Raw genomic sequence first — 17943 nt, forward strand, 5'->3', positions numbered from 1 at the left:
GGCATTGGAAGGATCAACCCCCTCATACAGAAAGCCCTCACCAAAAATGGTAAGGGCTTCTGTTGATGCTGGTTTTATCCCAGTCTCTTTAATCGTAAGCGATTTAAAACGGATGCTGCGGACTAATTAAACTTCCATAATAATTGGCAGAATCATCGGTTTACGCTTCGTTCGTTCATATAGAAAAGGACCGAGTGTATCAGAAATAGAATTTTTAATTTCAGACCACTGCGTAGTCTTTGAACTCATCATATGCTGCAGATGACCATGCAGCTTACGCTGCGCCTCGTTTATGAGATCGCCGGATTCTCGCATATAGACAAAACCGCGTGAAATAATATCCGGACCTGACGCAATCTTATGGTTTTTCATGTTCAGGCTGACAACAACGACAACAAGTCCTTCTTCGGAAAGAATGCGGCGGTCCCGCAAAACGATATTGCCTATATCGCCGATGCCATTTCCATCTACATAAACTGCACCAGCCGGTACTTTGCCAGCAAGACCAGCTTCCTCTTTATCAAGAGCGAGCACATCACCGATATCCATTACAAAGCAGTTCTGCTCAGGCACCCCGCAATCCTGGGCCATCTCGGCATGCTTCTTCAGCATACGGTATTCCCCGTGAATCGGCATGAAGTACTTTGGCTTCATTAGTCTGAGCATCAGCTTCTGTTCTTCCTGGCTGCCGTGACCAGACGTATGAATGTCATTCAGCGGTCCGTGAATAACTTCTGCTCCAGCACGGAAAAGCTGGTCAATAATTTTACTGACGCTCAGCGTGTTTCCGGGAATTGGAGAAGATGAAAATACGACGGTGTCGCCAGGGATAACTTGAATCTGCCGATGTGTACCGTGAGCAATTCTGGAGAGCGCCGCCATCGGCTCTCCCTGGCTTCCGGTACAGAGAATTAATACTTGGTCAGCAGGTATTTTATTCAGCTGGGAAGAATCAATAAACGTGCTTTCCGGAGCCTTAATGTATCCGAGCTCACGTCCTACCCGTATAGCGTTTTCCATACTCCGCCCAAATACGGCTACTTTCCGTCTGTATTTAACTGCTGATTCAACAGCCTGCTGAAGCCGGTAAATGTTAGACGCAAACGTAGCGAAAATAATTCGGCCGTCTACTTTTCTGAAAATCGATTCAATGCTTTCACCGACTTTTCGCTCCGACATTGTAAAACCGGGAACTTCTGCGTTGGTGCTGTCAGAAAGGAGGCATAATACGCCTTCTTCACCGATTTTTGCCATTTTTGATAAGTTAGCCGGTTCACCAACAGGAGTGAAATCAAACTTAAAATCTCCCGTTTGTACGATGTTGCCGGATGGTGTTTTTACGACAACACCGTAAGCATCGGGAATACTGTGTGTCGTTTGAAAAAACGATACGGACGTTTTCTGGAATTTCACCACAGTGTCTTCGTTGATCTCATGAAGTTCAGCTGTTCGAAGAAGCCGGTGCTCTTCAAGTTTGTTGCGAATAAGTGCTAAAGCAAGTTTCCCTCCGTAAATCGGAACATTGACTGCTTTTAACAGGTAGGGAACACTGCCGATGTGATCTTCATGACCATGGGTAATAAAAACCCCTTTGATTTTATCTGCATTTTTGACTAAATACGTGTAGTCAGGAATGACGTAGTCAATACCGAGCAGTTCGTCTTCAGGAAACATAATGCCGGAATCAATTACAATAATCTCATCCTGAAATTGAACTGCATACATATTTTTGCCGATTTCACCCAGACCCCCCAGGGAAAAGACAGCAACTTGATGATTTTTTACTTTCATTTGGACAATGACTCCACAGTGAAGTCTTCATTGGATTCTTTCTCATATGCCAGGGCTTTTTCGGATAACGGGGTCACAAATTCAATGTTATATCCTCGATCTTTCAAGCCTTTTCGGACTTCTTCCTCCGTTTCGGCTTCCGCATAAAGCGAGCTGGTTCGTTCACGCACTGGTACTTCTGCGAGCGTATCTTGGTAAAATACTTTGAAAATCATGCTATTCTCTCCTTTAGTTTGAATGATCTACTGAGTAGTTGAACAGGTTGTAAAAGTCCGTCTGAGTTCCAATCCGAAATCTGTTCATAAAAGATGTGCAAAGACACATATTTCATGTGCTTCCGGCTGATTTGCACATCCTGAAACAGAATCAGTATTGAAAACCGTTCTCTCCACCTTTTTCATATTTTATACGTAAATACCGTGTTATTCAAGGTTGACGTTCATTTTCTACTGTGCCTCGCGTGGATTAACAGCAGCGTTTCCAAAAAAAACTCCGCCTGGGGCGGGGAGCCCGGCGGAGTGAAGTGATGAAAAGCTTAAAGAACGAGCTCTTCTTCGCTGCGATGTACAATTGATTTAGAAGGAAGCGGCCGCTTATAATCACCTGCATACTCCTCAATCCGGTCATAAAACATAATGCCATCCAGATGATCAAGCTCATGCTGGACGACTATAGCCTCGTATCCTCGAAAACGAAGCTTCAATTTATCTCCGTTTCGATCAAACGCATCTACCTTAATGCGGGCATAGCGCGGGACAATACCCTCCACATTACGGTCTACAGACAAGCACCCTTCACCAGACTCCAGATAGGCTGTCTCTGCAGAATGGCTGACAATCTTTGGATTAAATAAAGCAAACTCTCTTGGTTCATCATTTTCATTGGCTGTTCGTACGGCAATGATCCGTTTCGATACATTAATTTGAGGTGCGGCTAAACCGACTCCAGCACGCAGTTCATATTTTTCAGCCGTTTCAGGATCCTGGCTGTTACGTAAAAATGTCATCATGGCATCCATCATTTCCTGGTCTTCTTTTGAAGGCGGCATAGCAACTTCAGCAGCTTTTTCTCTCAACACGGAATGCCCTTCGCGGATAATATCCTTCATCGTTATCATCAATCCTGCTCCTCCCTCTCCATCCTCTCTATTTAATATAGAACGTATAAAGTATCTTTTCAATAGATGGTGTCTGTCTTTTATTAGGAAGAATCATACTAATGCGGCCTGCCGGTCAAGAATCTGCTTCAGTTAACTGACTATAGGGATTCAGTAACCAGAATCTGTACCAGAACCAGCGCTGCTTTAGATGATAGGGCGTTTATAAGCAGGGTGCTTGGTACGTGACGCATGAATCCATTATGAACGGCAAAGTGAAAATCTCTTTTTTCATCTAATCAGCAGGAAAAGGGGAGCTCATGTTAAGAAATAGACACTTGTAATCTATTGGCAACTAAGGTAATTTTGATAGGAATGATTTATTTTTAGGAGGGCTTCGTTTGACAGGATATAAATTAACTGGGTTAGCATGTGTGCTAGCTGTAACAGCAGCATGTTCAGGAGAAAATGCCGCAGAACAGGTATTTGAGGAATGGGAAGCAGCCGTGCAGATTGAGCAGGATATCGCTGAGGTGCAGGACCCGCTTGCAGAGAGAGAAGAACAGGAAAATGAGCTGTATGAAGAAATGCTCAGTTTAAGTGAGACGGATGAAATAGAGCCGTTGTCTGAAGAAGCAATTGGTTCTGCGGAGGAACGCCGTGAACTAATGGAAGAGGAACGGTCCATCATTGATGAAGCTTATGAGCAGTTTCAGGAAGGTTCCGATCACATAGGGAATCTCGAAGAAGAAGAACAGGAAGCTGCCAATGAAGTCACAGAATTAATGGATGAACGATATGGGGCATATACGGATCTTTACGATACATACATGCAGTCCATTGATGAGGATATAGAACTGTTCAGCATGATTTCCAACGAAGAAATTGAAATGGAAGAATTGCAGCAGCAGCATGAAACGGTTAATGAGCTGTACGGGGAAATCGCAGAACGGAACGAATCATTTAATCGTGCAACCGAGCAATTTAATGATGCCAAAATGGATTTCTATGAAATTAGTGAACTCCAGGTCGAAGCCGGCCAGGCTTCTTAATTTCCATCCACTTCTACTTTCCGGAATATTCATTTCCGGAAAGTTTTTTTGTGCACAGGAAACGGTTAATACGAATGGGGAGCGGGTATAGTTTTCAGGTGAAGCCAAAACAGGCTACCTGGTGAGAATATAACAGGCAAAAGATTAGAATAATACAGTATGGGATGGCATTGTGAAGTGTTTTACAGAAGAAGATGATTCTTTAACGTTACACAGCAAGGGTTAAAGTCGTTGACGAATCTATTTTCATTCGTGTAAACTATGAGGTGTGAAAGCAAGTTGTACTACTTTTCATTTGAAGATGGTTGTTACAGAGCCGCGACAGACGCTGAGTTCATCAGAGGCTGCAGCAGGCTAAATAATAAAAATGAGGTGAACCTTTTCATGAAGAAAACGAAAGAGCTTCAGAAAGTTGAAGATCAGTTTGAAATGTTTCAGATTCTCGACGAAAAAGGGAAGGTAGTTAATAAGGACGCCATGCCTGAACTGTCTGACGAAGAACTGAAGGAAATGATGACTCGCATGGTGTACACGCGTATTTGGGACCAGCGTGCTATTTCGTTAAACCGTCAGGGACGCCTGGGCTTCTACGCTCCTGTTGCTGGTCAAGAAGCTTCCATGATCGGCTCTCAGTTTGCGCTGGATAAGAAAGACTGGATCCTCCCTGGATACCGTGATATTCCGCAGATTTATTACCACGGGCTTCCGCTGCACCAGGCTTTTCTATGGTCTCGCGGGCACTTTAAAGGTGGACAAGTTCCGGAAGGCGTTCGCATTATGCTTCCGCAAATCATCATTGGTGCTCAGATCACTCAGACTGCCGGTGTCGCAATGGGGCTTCAAAAAGACGGTGAAAAACAGATCGCTATCACGTATACCGGTGACGGCGGTGCTTCTCAGGGTGACTTTTATGAAGGCATGAACTTCGCGGGTGCTTACAACCTCCCGGCTGTATTTATTGTACAAAATAACCGCTTTGCTATTTCCGTGCCTGTTGAAAAACAATCAGCAGCGAAGACTATTGCCCAGAAGGCAGTAGCAGCGGGAATCCACGGCGAACAGGTAGATGGAATGGATATTCTCGCCGTTTACGCAGCTACACAAAAAGCACGTGAGCGCGGAGTTGAAGGAGAAGGTCCAACACTTCTGGAATTCTTAACGTACCGTTACGGGCCGCATACGATGGCCGGAGATGACCCGACTCGATACCGTACTTCCGAGGAAGACGATGAGTGGGAGAAGAAAGATCCGCTTGTACGTTTCCGTAAGTTTCTTGAAGATAAGAAACTGTGGAGCGAAGATGAAGAAGAGAAAATCGTAGAGCAGGCGAAGGAAGACATTAAAGCTGCTATTAAAGAAGCAGACGGTACAGCGAAGCAGAAGGTGACTGACCTGATCGACATCACGTTCTCCGATGAAGAGCCGACTAACCTGCAGGAGCAGCGCGAATACTACGAGAAAAAGGAGTCGAAGTAAGCTATGGCGCAGATGACGATGATCCAGGCCATTACTGATGCAATGCGTAATGAGCTGAAAAACGATGAAAAAGTACTAGTGTATGGAGAAGACGTAGGAAACAACGGAGGCGTATTCCGTGCGACGGATGGTCTTCAAAAGGAATTTGGCGAGGAGCGGGTGTTTGACACGCCATTAGCGGAGTCTGCAATCGGCGGGCTTGCTCACGGTTTGAGCCTGACTGGATACCGTTCAGTTATGGAACTTCAATTTTTTGGGTTTGTCTTTGAAGCTTTCGATTCCATTGCAGGACAGATGGCACGACTGCACTACCGTTCAGGTGGCGTTTACAATGCACCGGTAACAATCCGTTCACCATTTGGCGGAGGTGTAAAAACGCCTGAAATGCACGCCGACAGCCTTGAAGGTTTAATGGCTCAGACGCCGGGTCTGAAAGTGGTCATTCCTTCCAATCCATATGATGCAAAGGGACTGCTGATTTCTGCCATCCGCGATAACGACCCTGTTGTTTTTCTGGAGCACATGAAGCTTTACCGTTCATTCCGTGATGAAGTTCCTGAAGAAGAGTACACTATTCCGCTTGGGAAAGCGGATGTAAAGCGTGAAGGAACAGATGTATCTATCATCACGTATGGTGCAATGGTACAGGCTTCCTTAAAGGCTGCCGAGCAATTGGAAAAAGACGGCATCTCTGCCGAGGTAATTGATCTGCGAACGGTAAGCCCGCTCGATATTGATGCGATTATTGAATCAGTGGAGAAAACAAATCATGCTGTAGTCGTGCAGGAAGCGCAAAAGCAGGCAGGTATTGCAGCGAATGTGGTTGCTGAAATTAATGATCGTGCGATTTTGAGCCTGGAAGCTCCTGTAGGTCGTGTAACCGCAGCTGACACGGTATTCCCGTTTGCAGCTGCAGAGGATACTTGGCTGCCAAATGATAAAGATATTGCTGAGAAAGTGAAAGAAACACTGAACTTCTAAATCTGCATGAAATAACCCGCAGGAGGAGAGGCTGTTATCAGAATCTCCTCTTTGCGGCACTTTCAATCAATTTAAGCAAACATTACTTGAAATGGAGGCATTTCCATGGCATATGAATTTAAGCTCCCGGACATTGGGGAAGGAATCCATGAAGGCGAAATCGTCAAATGGGAAGTAAAAGAGGGCGACGAAGTAAAAGAGGATGACATTCTCTGTGAAGTGCAAAACGACAAAGCAGTTGTTGAAATTCCTTCTCCGGTAGAGGGGACAGTAAAGCAGCTTCACGTTGAAGAGGGAACAGTCACAACTGTCGGTGAAGTAATCATTACCTTTGAAACAGATGCAGAGCCTCCGGCTGATGAAGACGGGGAAGATGCAGCGGAAGAATCAGAGGAAGAAAGCAAAGAAGAGCCTAAAGAAGACAGCAAGGATGCTCAAAAGGATGAAGGTCCTGCTGCAGACTCAACGTCTGAAAGTGCTTCAAAAGAAGATGACGGCAGCCGTGTGATTGCAATGCCTTCTGTACGTAAATACGCTCGTGATAAAGATGTCAACATCCGTCAGGTTCGCGGCAGCGGAAAGAACAGCCGTGTACTGAAAGAAGATGTCGATGCATACCTTTCCGGGGATCAGCCAGCTGCAGAGACTGCTTCGGCTCCTTCAGATGAAGCAAAGGAAGAAAAGCAGCCGGTAGCTTCCTATGAGCCAGCCGAAGGCCAGGCTGAAACTCGTGAGAAAATGTCTGGCATTCGTAAGGCAATTTCAAAAGCAATGGTTAATTCCAAGCATACAGCTCCTCACGTAACGTTAATGGATGAAATTGAAGTGTCTGCATTGGTTGAACACCGCAAACAGTTTAAGCCAGTTGCTCAGGAAAAAGGAATTAAACTGACGTACCTTCCGTATGTCGTTAAAGCATTAACAAGTGCTGTACGTGAATTCCCAATGCTGAATACTTCGCTCGATGATTCAACGGAAGAGATTGTTCATAAGCACTATTACAACATTGGAATTGCAGCTGACACCGAAAAAGGTCTGCTCGTTCCAGTAGTGAAAAACACAGACCGCAAATCTATTTTCACCATTTCTGATGAGATTAATGACCTAGCAGGTAAAGCCCGCGATGGAAAGCTTGCCTCTGACGAAATGAAAGGTGCTTCTATCACTATTACGAATATTGGTTCTGCCGGCGGTCAGTGGTTTACACCAGTTATCAACCATCCGGAAGTAGCGATTCTTGGGCTGGGCCGCATTGCGGAAAAAGCTGTTGTAAAAGATGGGGAAGTAACAGTCGCACCTGTTTTAGCCTTGTCTTTAAGCTTTGATCATCGTATCATTGATGGTGCGACTGCACAGCACGCCATGAATCACATTAAGCGCCTGCTGAACGATCCACAACTATTGGTAATGGAGGGATAGTGCATGGTAGTAGGAGATTTTCCTGAAGAGGTAGACACGCTGATAATTGGGTCCGGTCCCGGTGGCTATGTAGCCGCCATCCGTGCTGCCCAGCTTGGTCAAACCGTTACAATCGTAGAGAAAGGTAACATGGGCGGTGTTTGTTTAAACGTCGGATGTATTCCTTCAAAAGCGCTGATTGAAGCGGGACACCGTTTTCATAACGCAGGTAATTCCGATGACATGGGAATTTCCGTCGGCGATGTAAAGCTCGACTTCTCTAAAGTGCAGAAGTGGAAAGGCTCTGTCGTTGACAAGCTTACCGGCGGAGTTGAAGGACTCCTAAAAGGTAATAAAGTAAATATCGTTCGCGGAGAAGCTTACTTTGTAGATGATGAGACGTGTAAGATTATGGACGACAAAAACTCGCAGACGTACAAGTTTAAAAACTGTATTGTAGCTACGGGCTCCCGTCCTATTGAGCTGCCTGCCTTTAAATTTAAGGAAGGCAAAGTCGTTTCTTCAACTGGTGCTCTGGCACTGGAGGAAGTCCCTGAAAAGCTTCTCGTAATCGGCGGAGGCTACATTGGGGTAGAACTTGGATCTGCATACGCGAATCTTGGATCTGAAGTAACGATCCTCGAGGGTACTAAACAGATTCTGCCTAGCTTCGAAAAGCAAATGAGTCAGCTTGTTTCCAAGCGTCTTAAAAACATGGGTGTCACGATTAAAACAGAAGCATTTGCACAGGAAATGGAAGAAACGAAAAACGGTGTGAAGGTAAAAGCGGAAGTTAAAGGTAAAGAAGAAGAGTTTGAAGGAAACGTTCTTCTTGTTACTGTCGGCCGCCGTCCAAATACCGATGAACTGGGTCTTGAACAGGCTGGAGTTGAGCTTGACGATAAAGGCTTTGTGAAGATAGACAAGCAGTGCCGTACGTCAGCCTCAAACATTTATGCAATTGGAGATATCGTAGCTGGACCAGCTCTTGCGCATAAGGCATCTTATGAAGCAAAAGTTGCTGCAGAAGTGATTTCCGGTGAAAAATCGGAAATAGATTACACTGCTATTCCAGAAGTCGTGTTCTCAGGTCCAGAGCTGGCGCAAGTTGGCCTTACAGAAGCGCAGGCTAAAGAAGAAGGCTATGACGTTACCGCAGCGAAGTTCCCGTTCCAGGCTAATGGACGTGCCCTCTCGCTGAATGAATCTGAAGGGTTCATGAAGATGGTAACTCGTAAAGAAGATGGACTCGTACTCGGTGTTCAAATTGCTGGTCATAATGCATCTGATATGATCTCAGAGGCTTGTGTAGCAATTGAAGCTGGTATGACAGCTGAAGACATTGCGCTTACGATTCATGCGCATCCATCATTAGGCGAAATTACGATGGAAACAGCTGAAGTTGCTCTCGGCATGCCAGTTCATATTACAAAATAAAGGCTGCCGGACCTCATTCTTTACAACGCAGGATATCAAAGCGCTCCTTTTCCAGGGGCGCTTTTTCAATTGTTGTCTGAGCGTACTTCTCATAAAAGAAGCATGGAATCTGGATAAGCCAGATTTTGTAAGAAATATTCTGGAATTTACCCGGTTTACGTTTGGAGCGGTGAATACGGATGTGTTAAAATCAGGGAGGTACACAGACAATTCAAGGGGGCGGCTTATCTATGAAACGAACGGGAATACTTGCCGGTGTCATGCTGGTTTTTGCTGCAGGATGTGCAGATAATAATGGGAATGGGAATGAAGCCGCGGAAACAGAAGTACATAACGAGAACAATGATCAGGAGAATGACGATAACGCTGAAAATGAAGAAGCAGCCAATACAGATGAAAATGATTATACAGAAAACGAAATGAACAATGATGAACATACGGATGAGGCAGATATGAATGAAACAGACGACAACACGAACAGTGAACAAAACGAGGAGGAGAATGAAGAAGCAGCCGAGCCGGCTTACTATGTAGCAGGGGATGCTTCCATTCAACCGCTGGAAGATGCCGAAGAAGAAATTGTGCTGATGACGATTGATGACGCACCTGACAATCATGGAGTACAAATGGCTGAAGCTCTGGCTGAAATGGATACACCAGCTATCTTTTTTGTAAATGGCCATTTCATCACTTCCGATGAAGGGAAAGAACAACTGGAAGAGATTTATGAGCTAGGATTTGAAATCGGAAATCATACGATGAGTCATCCAAATTTAAGTGATGTTTCTGCTGAAGAAACGGAAGCGGAAATTGTTGAACTAAATGATATGATTGAAGAGATTACAGGAGAACGTCCTAGATTTTTCAGAGCTCCATTTGGTGTGAATACCGATGCTTCTGAAGAGATCGTAGAGGCAGAAGGCATGCAGAGTATGAACTGGACATACGGCTATGATTGGGAAGCTGATTACATGGAGGCAGGTCCGCTCGCAGAAATAATGGTTGAGACTGAAAATCTGCGCAGCGGAGCTAATCTTCTCATGCATGATCGTGAACACTCGCTTGAAGCACTGGAAGATATAGTGGAAGGATTGAGAGGCAAAGGTTACGATTTTGTTGATCCTGATGAAATTGAATAGGGGTATAAAAAAATGAAAAAATGGTATTTGATTTCTGCTGGTATTCTGCTTGCAGGCTGTGCAGATATGAATGACGATACGAATTCAAACAACAATAATTCGGCTGCAGAGCAGCAGGACAATGAGTTAACGGCTGATGAGAAAAATGCAGAAGACGTTGAGAATGAAAATGATCCGGAAGAGCAGGAACCAGAGCCTTCTTATGATGCTGAGCTTACGCTGGACGGCGATTATGTTTCTGCTGAAGAAGCTGCTGAAGAACTCGGTCTGTCCTACATGTATGATGACGTCAATCGCTCCGTAGAGATCACGTGGGAAGATCTTGATATCTATTTAGTTGAGCGGATACCTGTCATGGAGATCAACGGACAATATCTACCTTATGAAGCAGCTTTTCTTGAAACAAATGAAGGAGAAGAAGCGTTGCTTCACAGAGATTTGTTTGAGTACGGATTTGAAACCGAGCTTGAAGAAGAAGAAGGAGAGCTCTTCATCACGCTGCCTGACGATCCGCCTTCCATCGAAGCAGAAGCCGAGATTGAGTCGATGACACCAGAAGATATGGTTGCCTATTTAGAGTTTTTAGAGCGCCCGATTGAAGATGCCTCTGTTAGTACCGTGGAGAGCCATCTGCCAGGTGCACCGAGAGATTACCGAAACGGTGAGCACGAAGGAATTGATTATTATGACTATGCCTCCGGTGTTGAAATAACGACGGACACGCCGATCTATGCCATGGCTGAAGGCACTGTCGTTAGATCTGATTTGGATTACGAAGATTATCCTTCTGAAGAGGAGCGGGACGCAGAACTGGAAGTAGCAGCAGAGGCAGGGTTTACACCTGAATATATTCTAGATCGGCTTCGAGGACAACAGGTTTGGGTTCAATATGACTACGGAGTGATGATCCGCTTTGCACATTTGGACGATATCCCGGAGGATGTAGAGGTTGGTGATACAGTTGATGCAGAAACGGTCATCGGATATGTTGGTAATTCTGGTACCAGCTATGCCTTAATCGGGGATGACGGTGGTCTGCATCTGCATAAAGATTTACTGATTGACGGCCAGCTTTTCTGGGAACCATTTACACTTGAAGAGACAGCGGATATTTTGCGTGAATTGTGGCCGTAACATAATCGAAAATTATGGAAGAGGCGTGGGCTGAAAGGGAGCTCACGTCTCTTTCTGTTTACTATACTTTAGACTCATTTTTTCGAATAATTTAAATATCCGTCTTTTATAGACAAAAGACGACATGATTTTAAAATTGACTATGTTATGATGGGCAGAACAGTGGATATGGGGCACAAAAGGTGGTGGAGCAGAATGAACAAATCAGATTTTTTGGATGAAATGCGGCTTGAAGTAGGTCTTGCTTATGACTACGCAGTCAGTCAGGAAGACTTTATGGTGCGGATTTTAAAAACGATTCATGCAGCTGGAAGGAAACAAGCCGTTTTAACGATTCATCAGTACTCAGATGATGGCATGAAGCTAAAATATGCGCTCGGCATCCGTGGTCTATCAAAGGAACAGGAAACCCTTGGGCAGGGCTTCTTATTTCCTGAACGTCTTCAAATGACTTCTTACGTAAAAAAGGGAAGGGATCAAGCTCTCTATCTTCCCGTCTATGCAGGAAATCAGCTCACATATATGATCAGCGTAAAGCTGATCGATTCTGACTATCGTATTTCAAATCAAGATTTAATATTTGCTCAAGAGCTGGTTCAGTTTATTCAAGCAAAACAGTCCACTTTCCATTCGTAGAAAGTGGGCTGTTTCATTTAATCATTCATCGTTTTACTGGAAGTCCTTTTCGACGAAAGCGCCTATTTGAATTATTGACTGAATTTTCTTATAATAAAAGGGAGGAGGGATTTTGATGGAGTTCTGCAGGGAGCTTTATAATGTTCATGAAAAAGCGGATGTTCAGTTTATAGGTGTTGATATTGCTGGGGACCGGTATGACTACGCTATCATCTACTCCACCATGTTCTTCGGTAAAACTCTTGTTATTTGTCTCCATACGGGCCGCCAGCTGCTATTAGACTATAACACGCTCGACGATAACAAAACCCTCATGGAAATGTTTCATATGGTAGACGAAACAGATACTTCCATTCTTGCTTCCTATTTCAAAAAGGCGATGAAGCCATATGCAGCTATGCCACCATCTGTTGCAGGTCAATAATTACGATTACAAAAACGTGCGCCAGCATCCGAAGCTGAAGCACGTTTTTTGCTGATTAAATGATCGGCTTGCTTTCGCGAATCACTTTAATAGAAGAAAGGGACTTATCTTCCAGTCCCTGAACGGGAAGACCGGATTCCATATTTTTTTTAATGTAACGAAGATTTTCTTCTTCAATGATTTCTCCAGGGATGAAGACCGGAATTCCAGGCGGATAAATCATCAGAAATTCAGCACTGATCCTTCCGGCAGAGGCATGCAGGGGAACTTCTTCTGTATCCGCATAAAACGCATCCCGCGGAGAATAGGCAAGAACGGGAATGGATGGTACCTCCACCTCTGCGCCGTTGTCGACCCATGTTCTGGAAGGGAGCATTTTTTTGCTTAAATGTTCTAGAGCACTGGCAAGCTTGCTGATTGTTTCTTGTGAATCTGCCGGTGTAACAATCACGAGAATGTTGTATAAATCAGATAACTCCACTTCAATATTTTCGTTTTCTCTCAGCCAGACTTCTGCGTCATAACCGGTAATTCGAAGTTCCTTCACGCTGATCATCACTTTTGTTGTATCCATATCAAACCGGGATTTATGGTTCAGCATCTCTTTACCGGGAGCAGAAAGACCGGGTATTTTATTAATTTGATCGCGAAGAGCTGTCGAAAGGTTCAATGCTTTTTCGATCTCCTGCCACCCGTTTATCGCCAAATGTCTTCTCGCCGTGTCGAGAGAGGCTAAAAGAATATAAGAGGTGGAAGTTGTAGTCAGCATGCTGATCACAGCCTGTACTCTTGCAGGCTGTACGAGGCTTCCTTGAATATTTAACACGGAACTTTGAGTGAGTGATCCCCCCAGCTTATGCACGCTTGTGGCTGACATATCCGCTCCTGCCTGCATGGCAGACAGCGGAAGCCTATTATGAAAATGCGTGTGGACGCCGTGAGCCTCATCGACGAGGACAGGAATGCCATACCGATGAGCTGCTTCTGCAATGCGTTTTAAGTCTGCAGCTATACCAAAATAGGTGGGATTAATAACGAGAAATGCTTTTGCATCGGGGTGTGCTTCAAGGGCCCGCTCTGCAGCCTCCAGTGAAATTCCATGCGAGATACCGAATGCTTCATCTATTTCCGGATGCACAAACACCGGTCTCGCTCCTGCAAAAATAACGGCAGACATAATGGACTTATGCACGTTTCTTGGAACAATTATTTTATCGCCCGGCCCGCATACAGACATGATCATTGTCATAATTGCCCCGCTTGTGCCTTGAACGGAAAAAAACGTATGATCAGCCCCAAAAGCCTTGGCTGCAAGTCGCTGAGCCTCATCAATTATTTTTTTTGGATGATGCAAATCGTCGAGCGGCGCTATGTTTATAAGATCCATTTTTAATACATTGTCACCTACAAAACGACGGAAGTCAGGATCCATTCCGGCCCCTTTTTTATGTCCGGGTATATGAAACTGCAGCGGATCTTTGTTAATATGTTCTAGCAGGCCCTCGTATAATGGAGCCTTTTCCTGGACTCTGTTCATGATTCATCCTCCCATTTATATGAATGCCTCATAAGAAGCAAACAAAAAAAGTATAGCAGAAGCAGCCTTTAAAATATAGAAGAAAAGAGGGATACTATGAGTGATCAAGTTTATTTTCCCATTTCGCAAAATTGGACTACAGAGGAAGTAATCAATGTTGTCCAATTTTTTGAAGTGGTGCATAAAGCGTACACAACAGGAGCGAAGCGTGAAGATATTATGAATGCTTATCGTACATTTCAGCAAGTCGTACCGTCAAAATCAGAAGAAAAGCAGCACTTTAAGGAATACGAGAAGCAGTCGGGAGAAGTACCGTTTTATGTTGTAAGAGACGCGAAAAAGGCAAAAACAGGAACTGTGATTCAGATGAACTGAGAAAGAAGGAGCCATCCATTGAGGATAGCTCCTTTTTAATACCTGTTAAAGGCGATTCGTCTAGTAACGGCGGAAGACCGACGTTTATAAATCGTGCAGCAATCGTATAGAATCTGCCGGTACAAAACTGTTTATCGTATTCGTTTACAAGCGGCAGCGGCCATATGCATTAAACCATCAGCTATACTTTTTGCTCGTACAGTTCCATACTGTCCTCGTAAAGCGGAAGCAGTGTTTGAAACACTTCTTTAATTTCCTGTTTTAAAGCATCCGGATTACGCAATACAGGATCGTCTGCATCAATCGTGCGGCCGCAAAGGAGCTCCGCTTTTTTCACGGATTCCAGGCGGTCCAGCATCGAGTCCAGATCATCTTTGGTCAAGGAGTCATGTGCAATGGTTGCAGGCTTAGTATGATCAACGCTCCATTCGAAAGAAGCCGGCACAGATTCCATTAGGGTTTCCGATGTTTTTTTCCATTCGTACCCGAGTTCCTGCTTAACAGGAGATTCATAAATCACAGCAAACCAGATAAATAAATGACTTCCAAACATGCCTATTTGAAAGTGAGGTAGTTTTTTATATCCGCGTTTATTACTGCAAAAAGCAACCCACGTATCGTCAGGCGGATTGACTTTTCTCCGGGCGTGTTTAGCAACATGATAATACATGTCGGTTCCCGTTAAATCTGTCAGCTCCTGAGCGAATTCTGCACCAAGCTCCTCAAGCTTTGGACGTATGCGTTCTTTCAGCACATGCATCCTCTCATCCAGTCCGTCTACTGCAAATACATCAAAATCATCCTGAGTAAATCCATTAAATCCCATTGTCTCACCATCCTGTAAGAAATGCACACAGACTGCATACAATAGAGGCTGTGCGGGTAAATGTCCTAGTAATCAGTTTATCAAATAATAAGCAGATACGAAACGATGACGGTTCATGCTGACAGGCGGACGATAAACAGGTTTAAATTATCAATAATTAAGGAATTAAAAAAATAAGAAATATTATTGTTGCAAAATTCGGATAAATGAACTACCCTAGGTATAACCCATTTATCATTGTCGGAATCTTCTTTCAAATTAAAAAATCCGATTCCATCGGATACAAAAGGGGTGCGAATCATGGAGAAGGTCATTCAAACGTTAAAGAGAAAAGATGGGGAGCGTCGTATCCCTGTACTCAAATTAGAAATTGATTATGAGCTGCAGACGCTGTACGATGCCATGCAGGCCAGTGAAATTGAGCAGATTGAGCTCAGCAAGGGCCGCCTTGAGGAACTCCGCAGCGAGTGGCTCCGTCTGGAAGCCTAGGCTGTCGAATGAATCTGAACCTATTTCTGGCATTGTAAATTCACATTGCCCTTCATGAAAAACCTCATGAAGGGATTTTTACGGGCTTCTCCTGGTCTCCCCCCGGCCTTATCCCACCCCTTGAAAGTTGCTTCCCTTCTTACCGGTATGATATAAGTGAATACATCACCCAACTCTATTAAAGGACGTGTCGGTTTATGGATCACGGATATTTAAAGCAAAAAGCGCTTAGCTATGTGGAAGAAGCTGCGGCGTTTATTAAGGATGCGATGACGCATACATATGGAATTGATACGAAAGCGAATAAGGATGACCTCGTCACCGATGTCGATCGAAATGTGGAGAAGCTGTTTCTGGATAAAGTTGCGAAAGACTTCCCAGACCACCGGTTGATGGGGGAAGAGGGAAGCTACAAGCAAATTGATGATTTATCCGGCTACGTCTGGATATTGGATCCAATCGATGGCACGGTGAATTTTGTTCATATGGGAACATATTTTGCCGTTTCATTAGGGATTTTTAAAGACGGGGAACCTGTCATCGGAATTATCCTGGATGTCATGAACGATGAATGGTTCGTATCTGAGGCTGGAAAAGGAGCTGAACTCAATGGGAAAAAGCTTCCTCAGCTGCCTGAGGTTCCTCTGGATGAAGCGCTGGTGTCATTTAATACGGGCTGGGTGCTGAAAGATTCAAGGCTTCAGGAAATCGTAAAAAAAGCCCGAGGTACGCGCTCTTACGGTTCAGCTGCGCTTGAGATGGCCTATGTAGCTTCGGGCCGCATTGACGCATATATCAGTATGAACTTAGCTCCATGGGATGTAGCTGGAGGGTGGGCCGTATTAAAAGAAGTCGGCGGAATAGCTACAACGTATGAAGGAAATGAATTGACGTTCCTGCAAAAGGATACGTTATTTGCGGCAAGTCCCGCTATCTACCAGCAAATTACTGCTTATTTAAAACGATAACGTAAAAACAGAGGCAGCCGCGTCAGCGGGGCCTCTGTTTACGTTGTCAGGCAGATGAGCTTTGAAGCCGTTTTTTTCGTTTAAAACCAACGGCAAGAGAGCCTCCGAATAGTCCGCCAAATAGAAGCAGAAGCGGGATGCTCAACTGAGCTAATGCGATGCCAAGTCCCATAATGCCGATTGTACCCGTACAAGCTAAAATGAAAAAGATAATATCAAACGAACGCATGTAAACGCCTCCTCTATTGGTTTAGTTTACGATAGATTGATCGGAAAGAAAAGCAGGCAGTTCAAAATACGAATCAGCGTTTTTCGTGTGAACAATATGTGAAGAAGTTAGGTCCCCTCTGGCAAATGTGCTATAGTATGGTAGGCAGTGATTTATATCTTAATATAGGAGTGTTATCATTATGCTTTTTGCCTCCCCAGAAGCGGCTCCTGCCCCTTCCATGACTCCGCTGGCGGAATTTTTAGGAGCGTCTGACCCCGAAAATTTTCTTACGGCCTTCCTTGTGCTGTATGTATTAACCAATGCTCTAAGTATTATTGTGTTTAATTTAGGTTTTGCCCGCAAGCTTCCGCTTTTAAAAAATGTCGTTATTTATGCACTAATGCTTTTCGGGAATATCTTTATTACATTTTTAGCTTTCACATTACCAATCATCGAATCCCTTTTTATCGCTGGCTTAGTGCTAGGTATTTATAAGCTTCAGCTTAGAAGACATAAAAAAGATGAAGAGGCACAACCGGAAGAGGACCGTAGCTGATACGGTCTTTTTTTATGGGCAGCATTCCTTACGACTAGAAATAATAAGCAAAACGTACCAGTCATCTCAAGCTTTACCGGTACGTTCTTTACTGATTTGACAGATACGCGTTGCCTGATTAAATATAATCATCTGTTTCTTCTGCAGCTTTATGCGAACGGAATTTACCTGTTTGATGGCGTTCCGCTGTCCGCTCCGAAATGCGGTCATGACAGTCCCGGCACATGTACGTGTGAATAGGACGGTTTCGCAGCTTCTTGGCTAAGGGGAGTGTAGAAGAGATCGTTTCAATTTTGTCACAAAGAACACATTTGACCCGCATGAAGTTCACCACCCAGTAATTTTTACTTGTTTAGTATACCATGCGTTTTCTATGAAAAATATGCGTTTGTCCGATTTGCAGGCAGGAAATTAGAG

At 44.3% G+C, this 17943-nt stretch carries 20 protein-coding genes; 13 read left to right on the plus strand and 7 right to left on the minus strand.

Features of this window, described 5'->3' with window-relative positions; translation table 11 throughout:
- Positions 1-126: 126 nt before the first annotated feature.
- The 3 genes from rnjA to def form a co-directional block, all read right to left on the minus strand.
- Positions 127-1791 (minus strand): ribonuclease J1, encoded by a 1665-nt coding sequence (gene rnjA, locus ACFO4L_RS02555; RefSeq protein WP_377908078.1) that lies wholly within the window; start codon positions 1789-1791, stop codon positions 127-129.
- Positions 1788-2006, minus strand: coding sequence for a DNA-dependent RNA polymerase subunit epsilon (locus ACFO4L_RS02560; RefSeq protein WP_377908079.1), 219 nt, complete (start codon positions 2004-2006; stop codon positions 1788-1790). The genes rnjA and ACFO4L_RS02560 overlap by 4 nt, the downstream gene beginning before the upstream one ends.
- A 320-nt stretch (positions 2007-2326) precedes the next feature.
- Complete coding sequence (gene def, locus ACFO4L_RS02565) at positions 2327-2908, minus strand: peptide deformylase (protein ID WP_377908080.1); 582 nt, start codon at positions 2906-2908, stop codon at positions 2327-2329.
- Between the two features lie 380 nt (positions 2909-3288).
- Here def and ACFO4L_RS02570 point away from each other — a divergent pair, with 380 nt between their 5' ends.
- The 9 genes from ACFO4L_RS02570 to ACFO4L_RS02610 all read left to right on the plus strand — a co-directional run bounded on the left by ACFO4L_RS02570 (position 3289) and on the right by ACFO4L_RS02610 (position 12564).
- Complete coding sequence (locus ACFO4L_RS02570; RefSeq protein ID WP_377908081.1) at positions 3289-3939, plus strand: YkyA family protein; 651 nt, start codon at positions 3289-3291, stop codon at positions 3937-3939.
- A 384-nt stretch (positions 3940-4323) separates the two neighbouring features.
- The gene (pdhA, locus tag ACFO4L_RS02575) at positions 4324-5415 is read left to right on the plus strand and encodes a pyruvate dehydrogenase (acetyl-transferring) E1 component subunit alpha (protein ID WP_377908082.1); all 1092 of its coding nucleotides are present in this window, start codon (positions 4324-4326) and stop codon (positions 5413-5415) included.
- A gap of 3 nt (positions 5416-5418) precedes the next feature.
- Positions 5419-6396, plus strand: coding sequence for an alpha-ketoacid dehydrogenase subunit beta (locus ACFO4L_RS02580; protein ID WP_377908083.1), 978 nt, complete (start codon positions 5419-5421; stop codon positions 6394-6396).
- A gap of 105 nt (positions 6397-6501) precedes the next feature.
- Complete coding sequence (locus ACFO4L_RS02585) at positions 6502-7815, plus strand: dihydrolipoamide acetyltransferase family protein (RefSeq protein WP_377908084.1); 1314 nt, start codon at positions 6502-6504, stop codon at positions 7813-7815.
- Between the two features lie 3 nt (positions 7816-7818).
- Positions 7819-9231 carry a dihydrolipoyl dehydrogenase gene (gene lpdA / locus ACFO4L_RS02590; protein WP_168009377.1) on the plus strand — a complete coding sequence of 471 codons (1413 nt, stop codon included), beginning with the start codon at positions 7819-7821 and terminating at the stop codon, positions 9229-9231.
- Between the two features lie 230 nt (positions 9232-9461).
- Complete coding sequence (locus ACFO4L_RS02595) at positions 9462-10370, plus strand: polysaccharide deacetylase family protein (protein WP_377908085.1); 909 nt, start codon at positions 9462-9464, stop codon at positions 10368-10370.
- Between the two features lie 12 nt (positions 10371-10382).
- Entirely contained in the window at positions 10383-11504 is a 1122-nt protein-coding gene (locus tag ACFO4L_RS02600) for a M23 family metallopeptidase (RefSeq protein WP_377908086.1), read from the plus strand.
- A 195-nt stretch (positions 11505-11699) separates the two neighbouring features.
- The gene (locus ACFO4L_RS02605; RefSeq protein WP_377908088.1) at positions 11700-12140 is read left to right on the plus strand and encodes a hypothetical protein; all 441 of its coding nucleotides are present in this window, start codon (positions 11700-11702) and stop codon (positions 12138-12140) included.
- Positions 12141-12255: 115 nt separating this feature from the next.
- Positions 12256-12564, plus strand: coding sequence for an SAV0927 family protein (locus ACFO4L_RS02610; protein ID WP_377908089.1), 309 nt, complete (start codon positions 12256-12258; stop codon positions 12562-12564).
- Between the two features lie 55 nt (positions 12565-12619).
- Here ACFO4L_RS02610 and ACFO4L_RS02615 read toward each other — a convergent pair whose 3' ends face one another.
- Entirely contained in the window at positions 12620-14101 is a 1482-nt protein-coding gene (locus tag ACFO4L_RS02615) for an aminotransferase class I/II-fold pyridoxal phosphate-dependent enzyme (protein WP_377908091.1), read from the minus strand.
- 96 nt (positions 14102-14197) lie between these two features.
- Between ACFO4L_RS02615 and ACFO4L_RS02620 the strand changes: the two genes are divergently transcribed.
- A complete protein-coding gene (locus tag ACFO4L_RS02620) occupies positions 14198-14476 on the plus strand; it encodes a UPF0223 family protein (protein WP_377908092.1) in 279 nt (92 codons plus the stop codon).
- A 181-nt stretch (positions 14477-14657) separates the two neighbouring features.
- Here the strand turns inward: ACFO4L_RS02620 and ACFO4L_RS02625 are convergent, their stop codons facing one another.
- Positions 14658-15302, minus strand: a complete 645-nt coding sequence (locus ACFO4L_RS02625; RefSeq protein WP_377908093.1) for a YktB family protein — start codon at positions 15300-15302, stop codon at positions 14658-14660.
- Between the two features lie 300 nt (positions 15303-15602).
- Between ACFO4L_RS02625 and ACFO4L_RS02630 the strand changes: the two genes are divergently transcribed.
- Positions 15603-15791, plus strand: a complete 189-nt coding sequence (locus tag ACFO4L_RS02630; RefSeq protein ID WP_168009393.1) for a hypothetical protein — start codon at positions 15603-15605, stop codon at positions 15789-15791.
- Positions 15792-15988: 197 nt separating this feature from the next.
- A complete protein-coding gene (locus tag ACFO4L_RS02635) occupies positions 15989-16759 on the plus strand; it encodes an inositol monophosphatase family protein (protein WP_377908094.1) in 771 nt (256 codons plus the stop codon).
- 46 nt (positions 16760-16805) lie between these two features.
- On the opposite strand, the gene ACFO4L_RS02640 is transcribed toward ACFO4L_RS02635, so the two are convergent.
- Positions 16806-16988, minus strand: coding sequence for a hypothetical protein (locus ACFO4L_RS02640; RefSeq protein ID WP_377908095.1), 183 nt, complete (start codon positions 16986-16988; stop codon positions 16806-16808).
- Positions 16989-17169: 181 nt separating this feature from the next.
- Here ACFO4L_RS02640 and ACFO4L_RS02645 point away from each other — a divergent pair, with 181 nt between their 5' ends.
- Positions 17170-17526 (plus strand): YlaH-like family protein, encoded by a 357-nt coding sequence (locus tag ACFO4L_RS02645; protein ID WP_377908096.1) that lies wholly within the window; start codon positions 17170-17172, stop codon positions 17524-17526.
- Positions 17527-17644: 118 nt separating this feature from the next.
- Here the strand turns inward: ACFO4L_RS02645 and ACFO4L_RS02650 are convergent, their stop codons facing one another.
- Complete coding sequence (locus ACFO4L_RS02650; RefSeq protein ID WP_377908097.1) at positions 17645-17848, minus strand: YlaI family protein; 204 nt, start codon at positions 17846-17848, stop codon at positions 17645-17647.
- Positions 17849-17943: the final 95 nt, after the last annotated feature.

The sequence above is a fragment of the Bacillus daqingensis genome, assembly GCF_042654445.1.
Lineage (GTDB): Bacteria > Bacillota > Bacilli > Bacillales > Salisediminibacteriaceae > Alkalicoccus > Alkalicoccus luteus.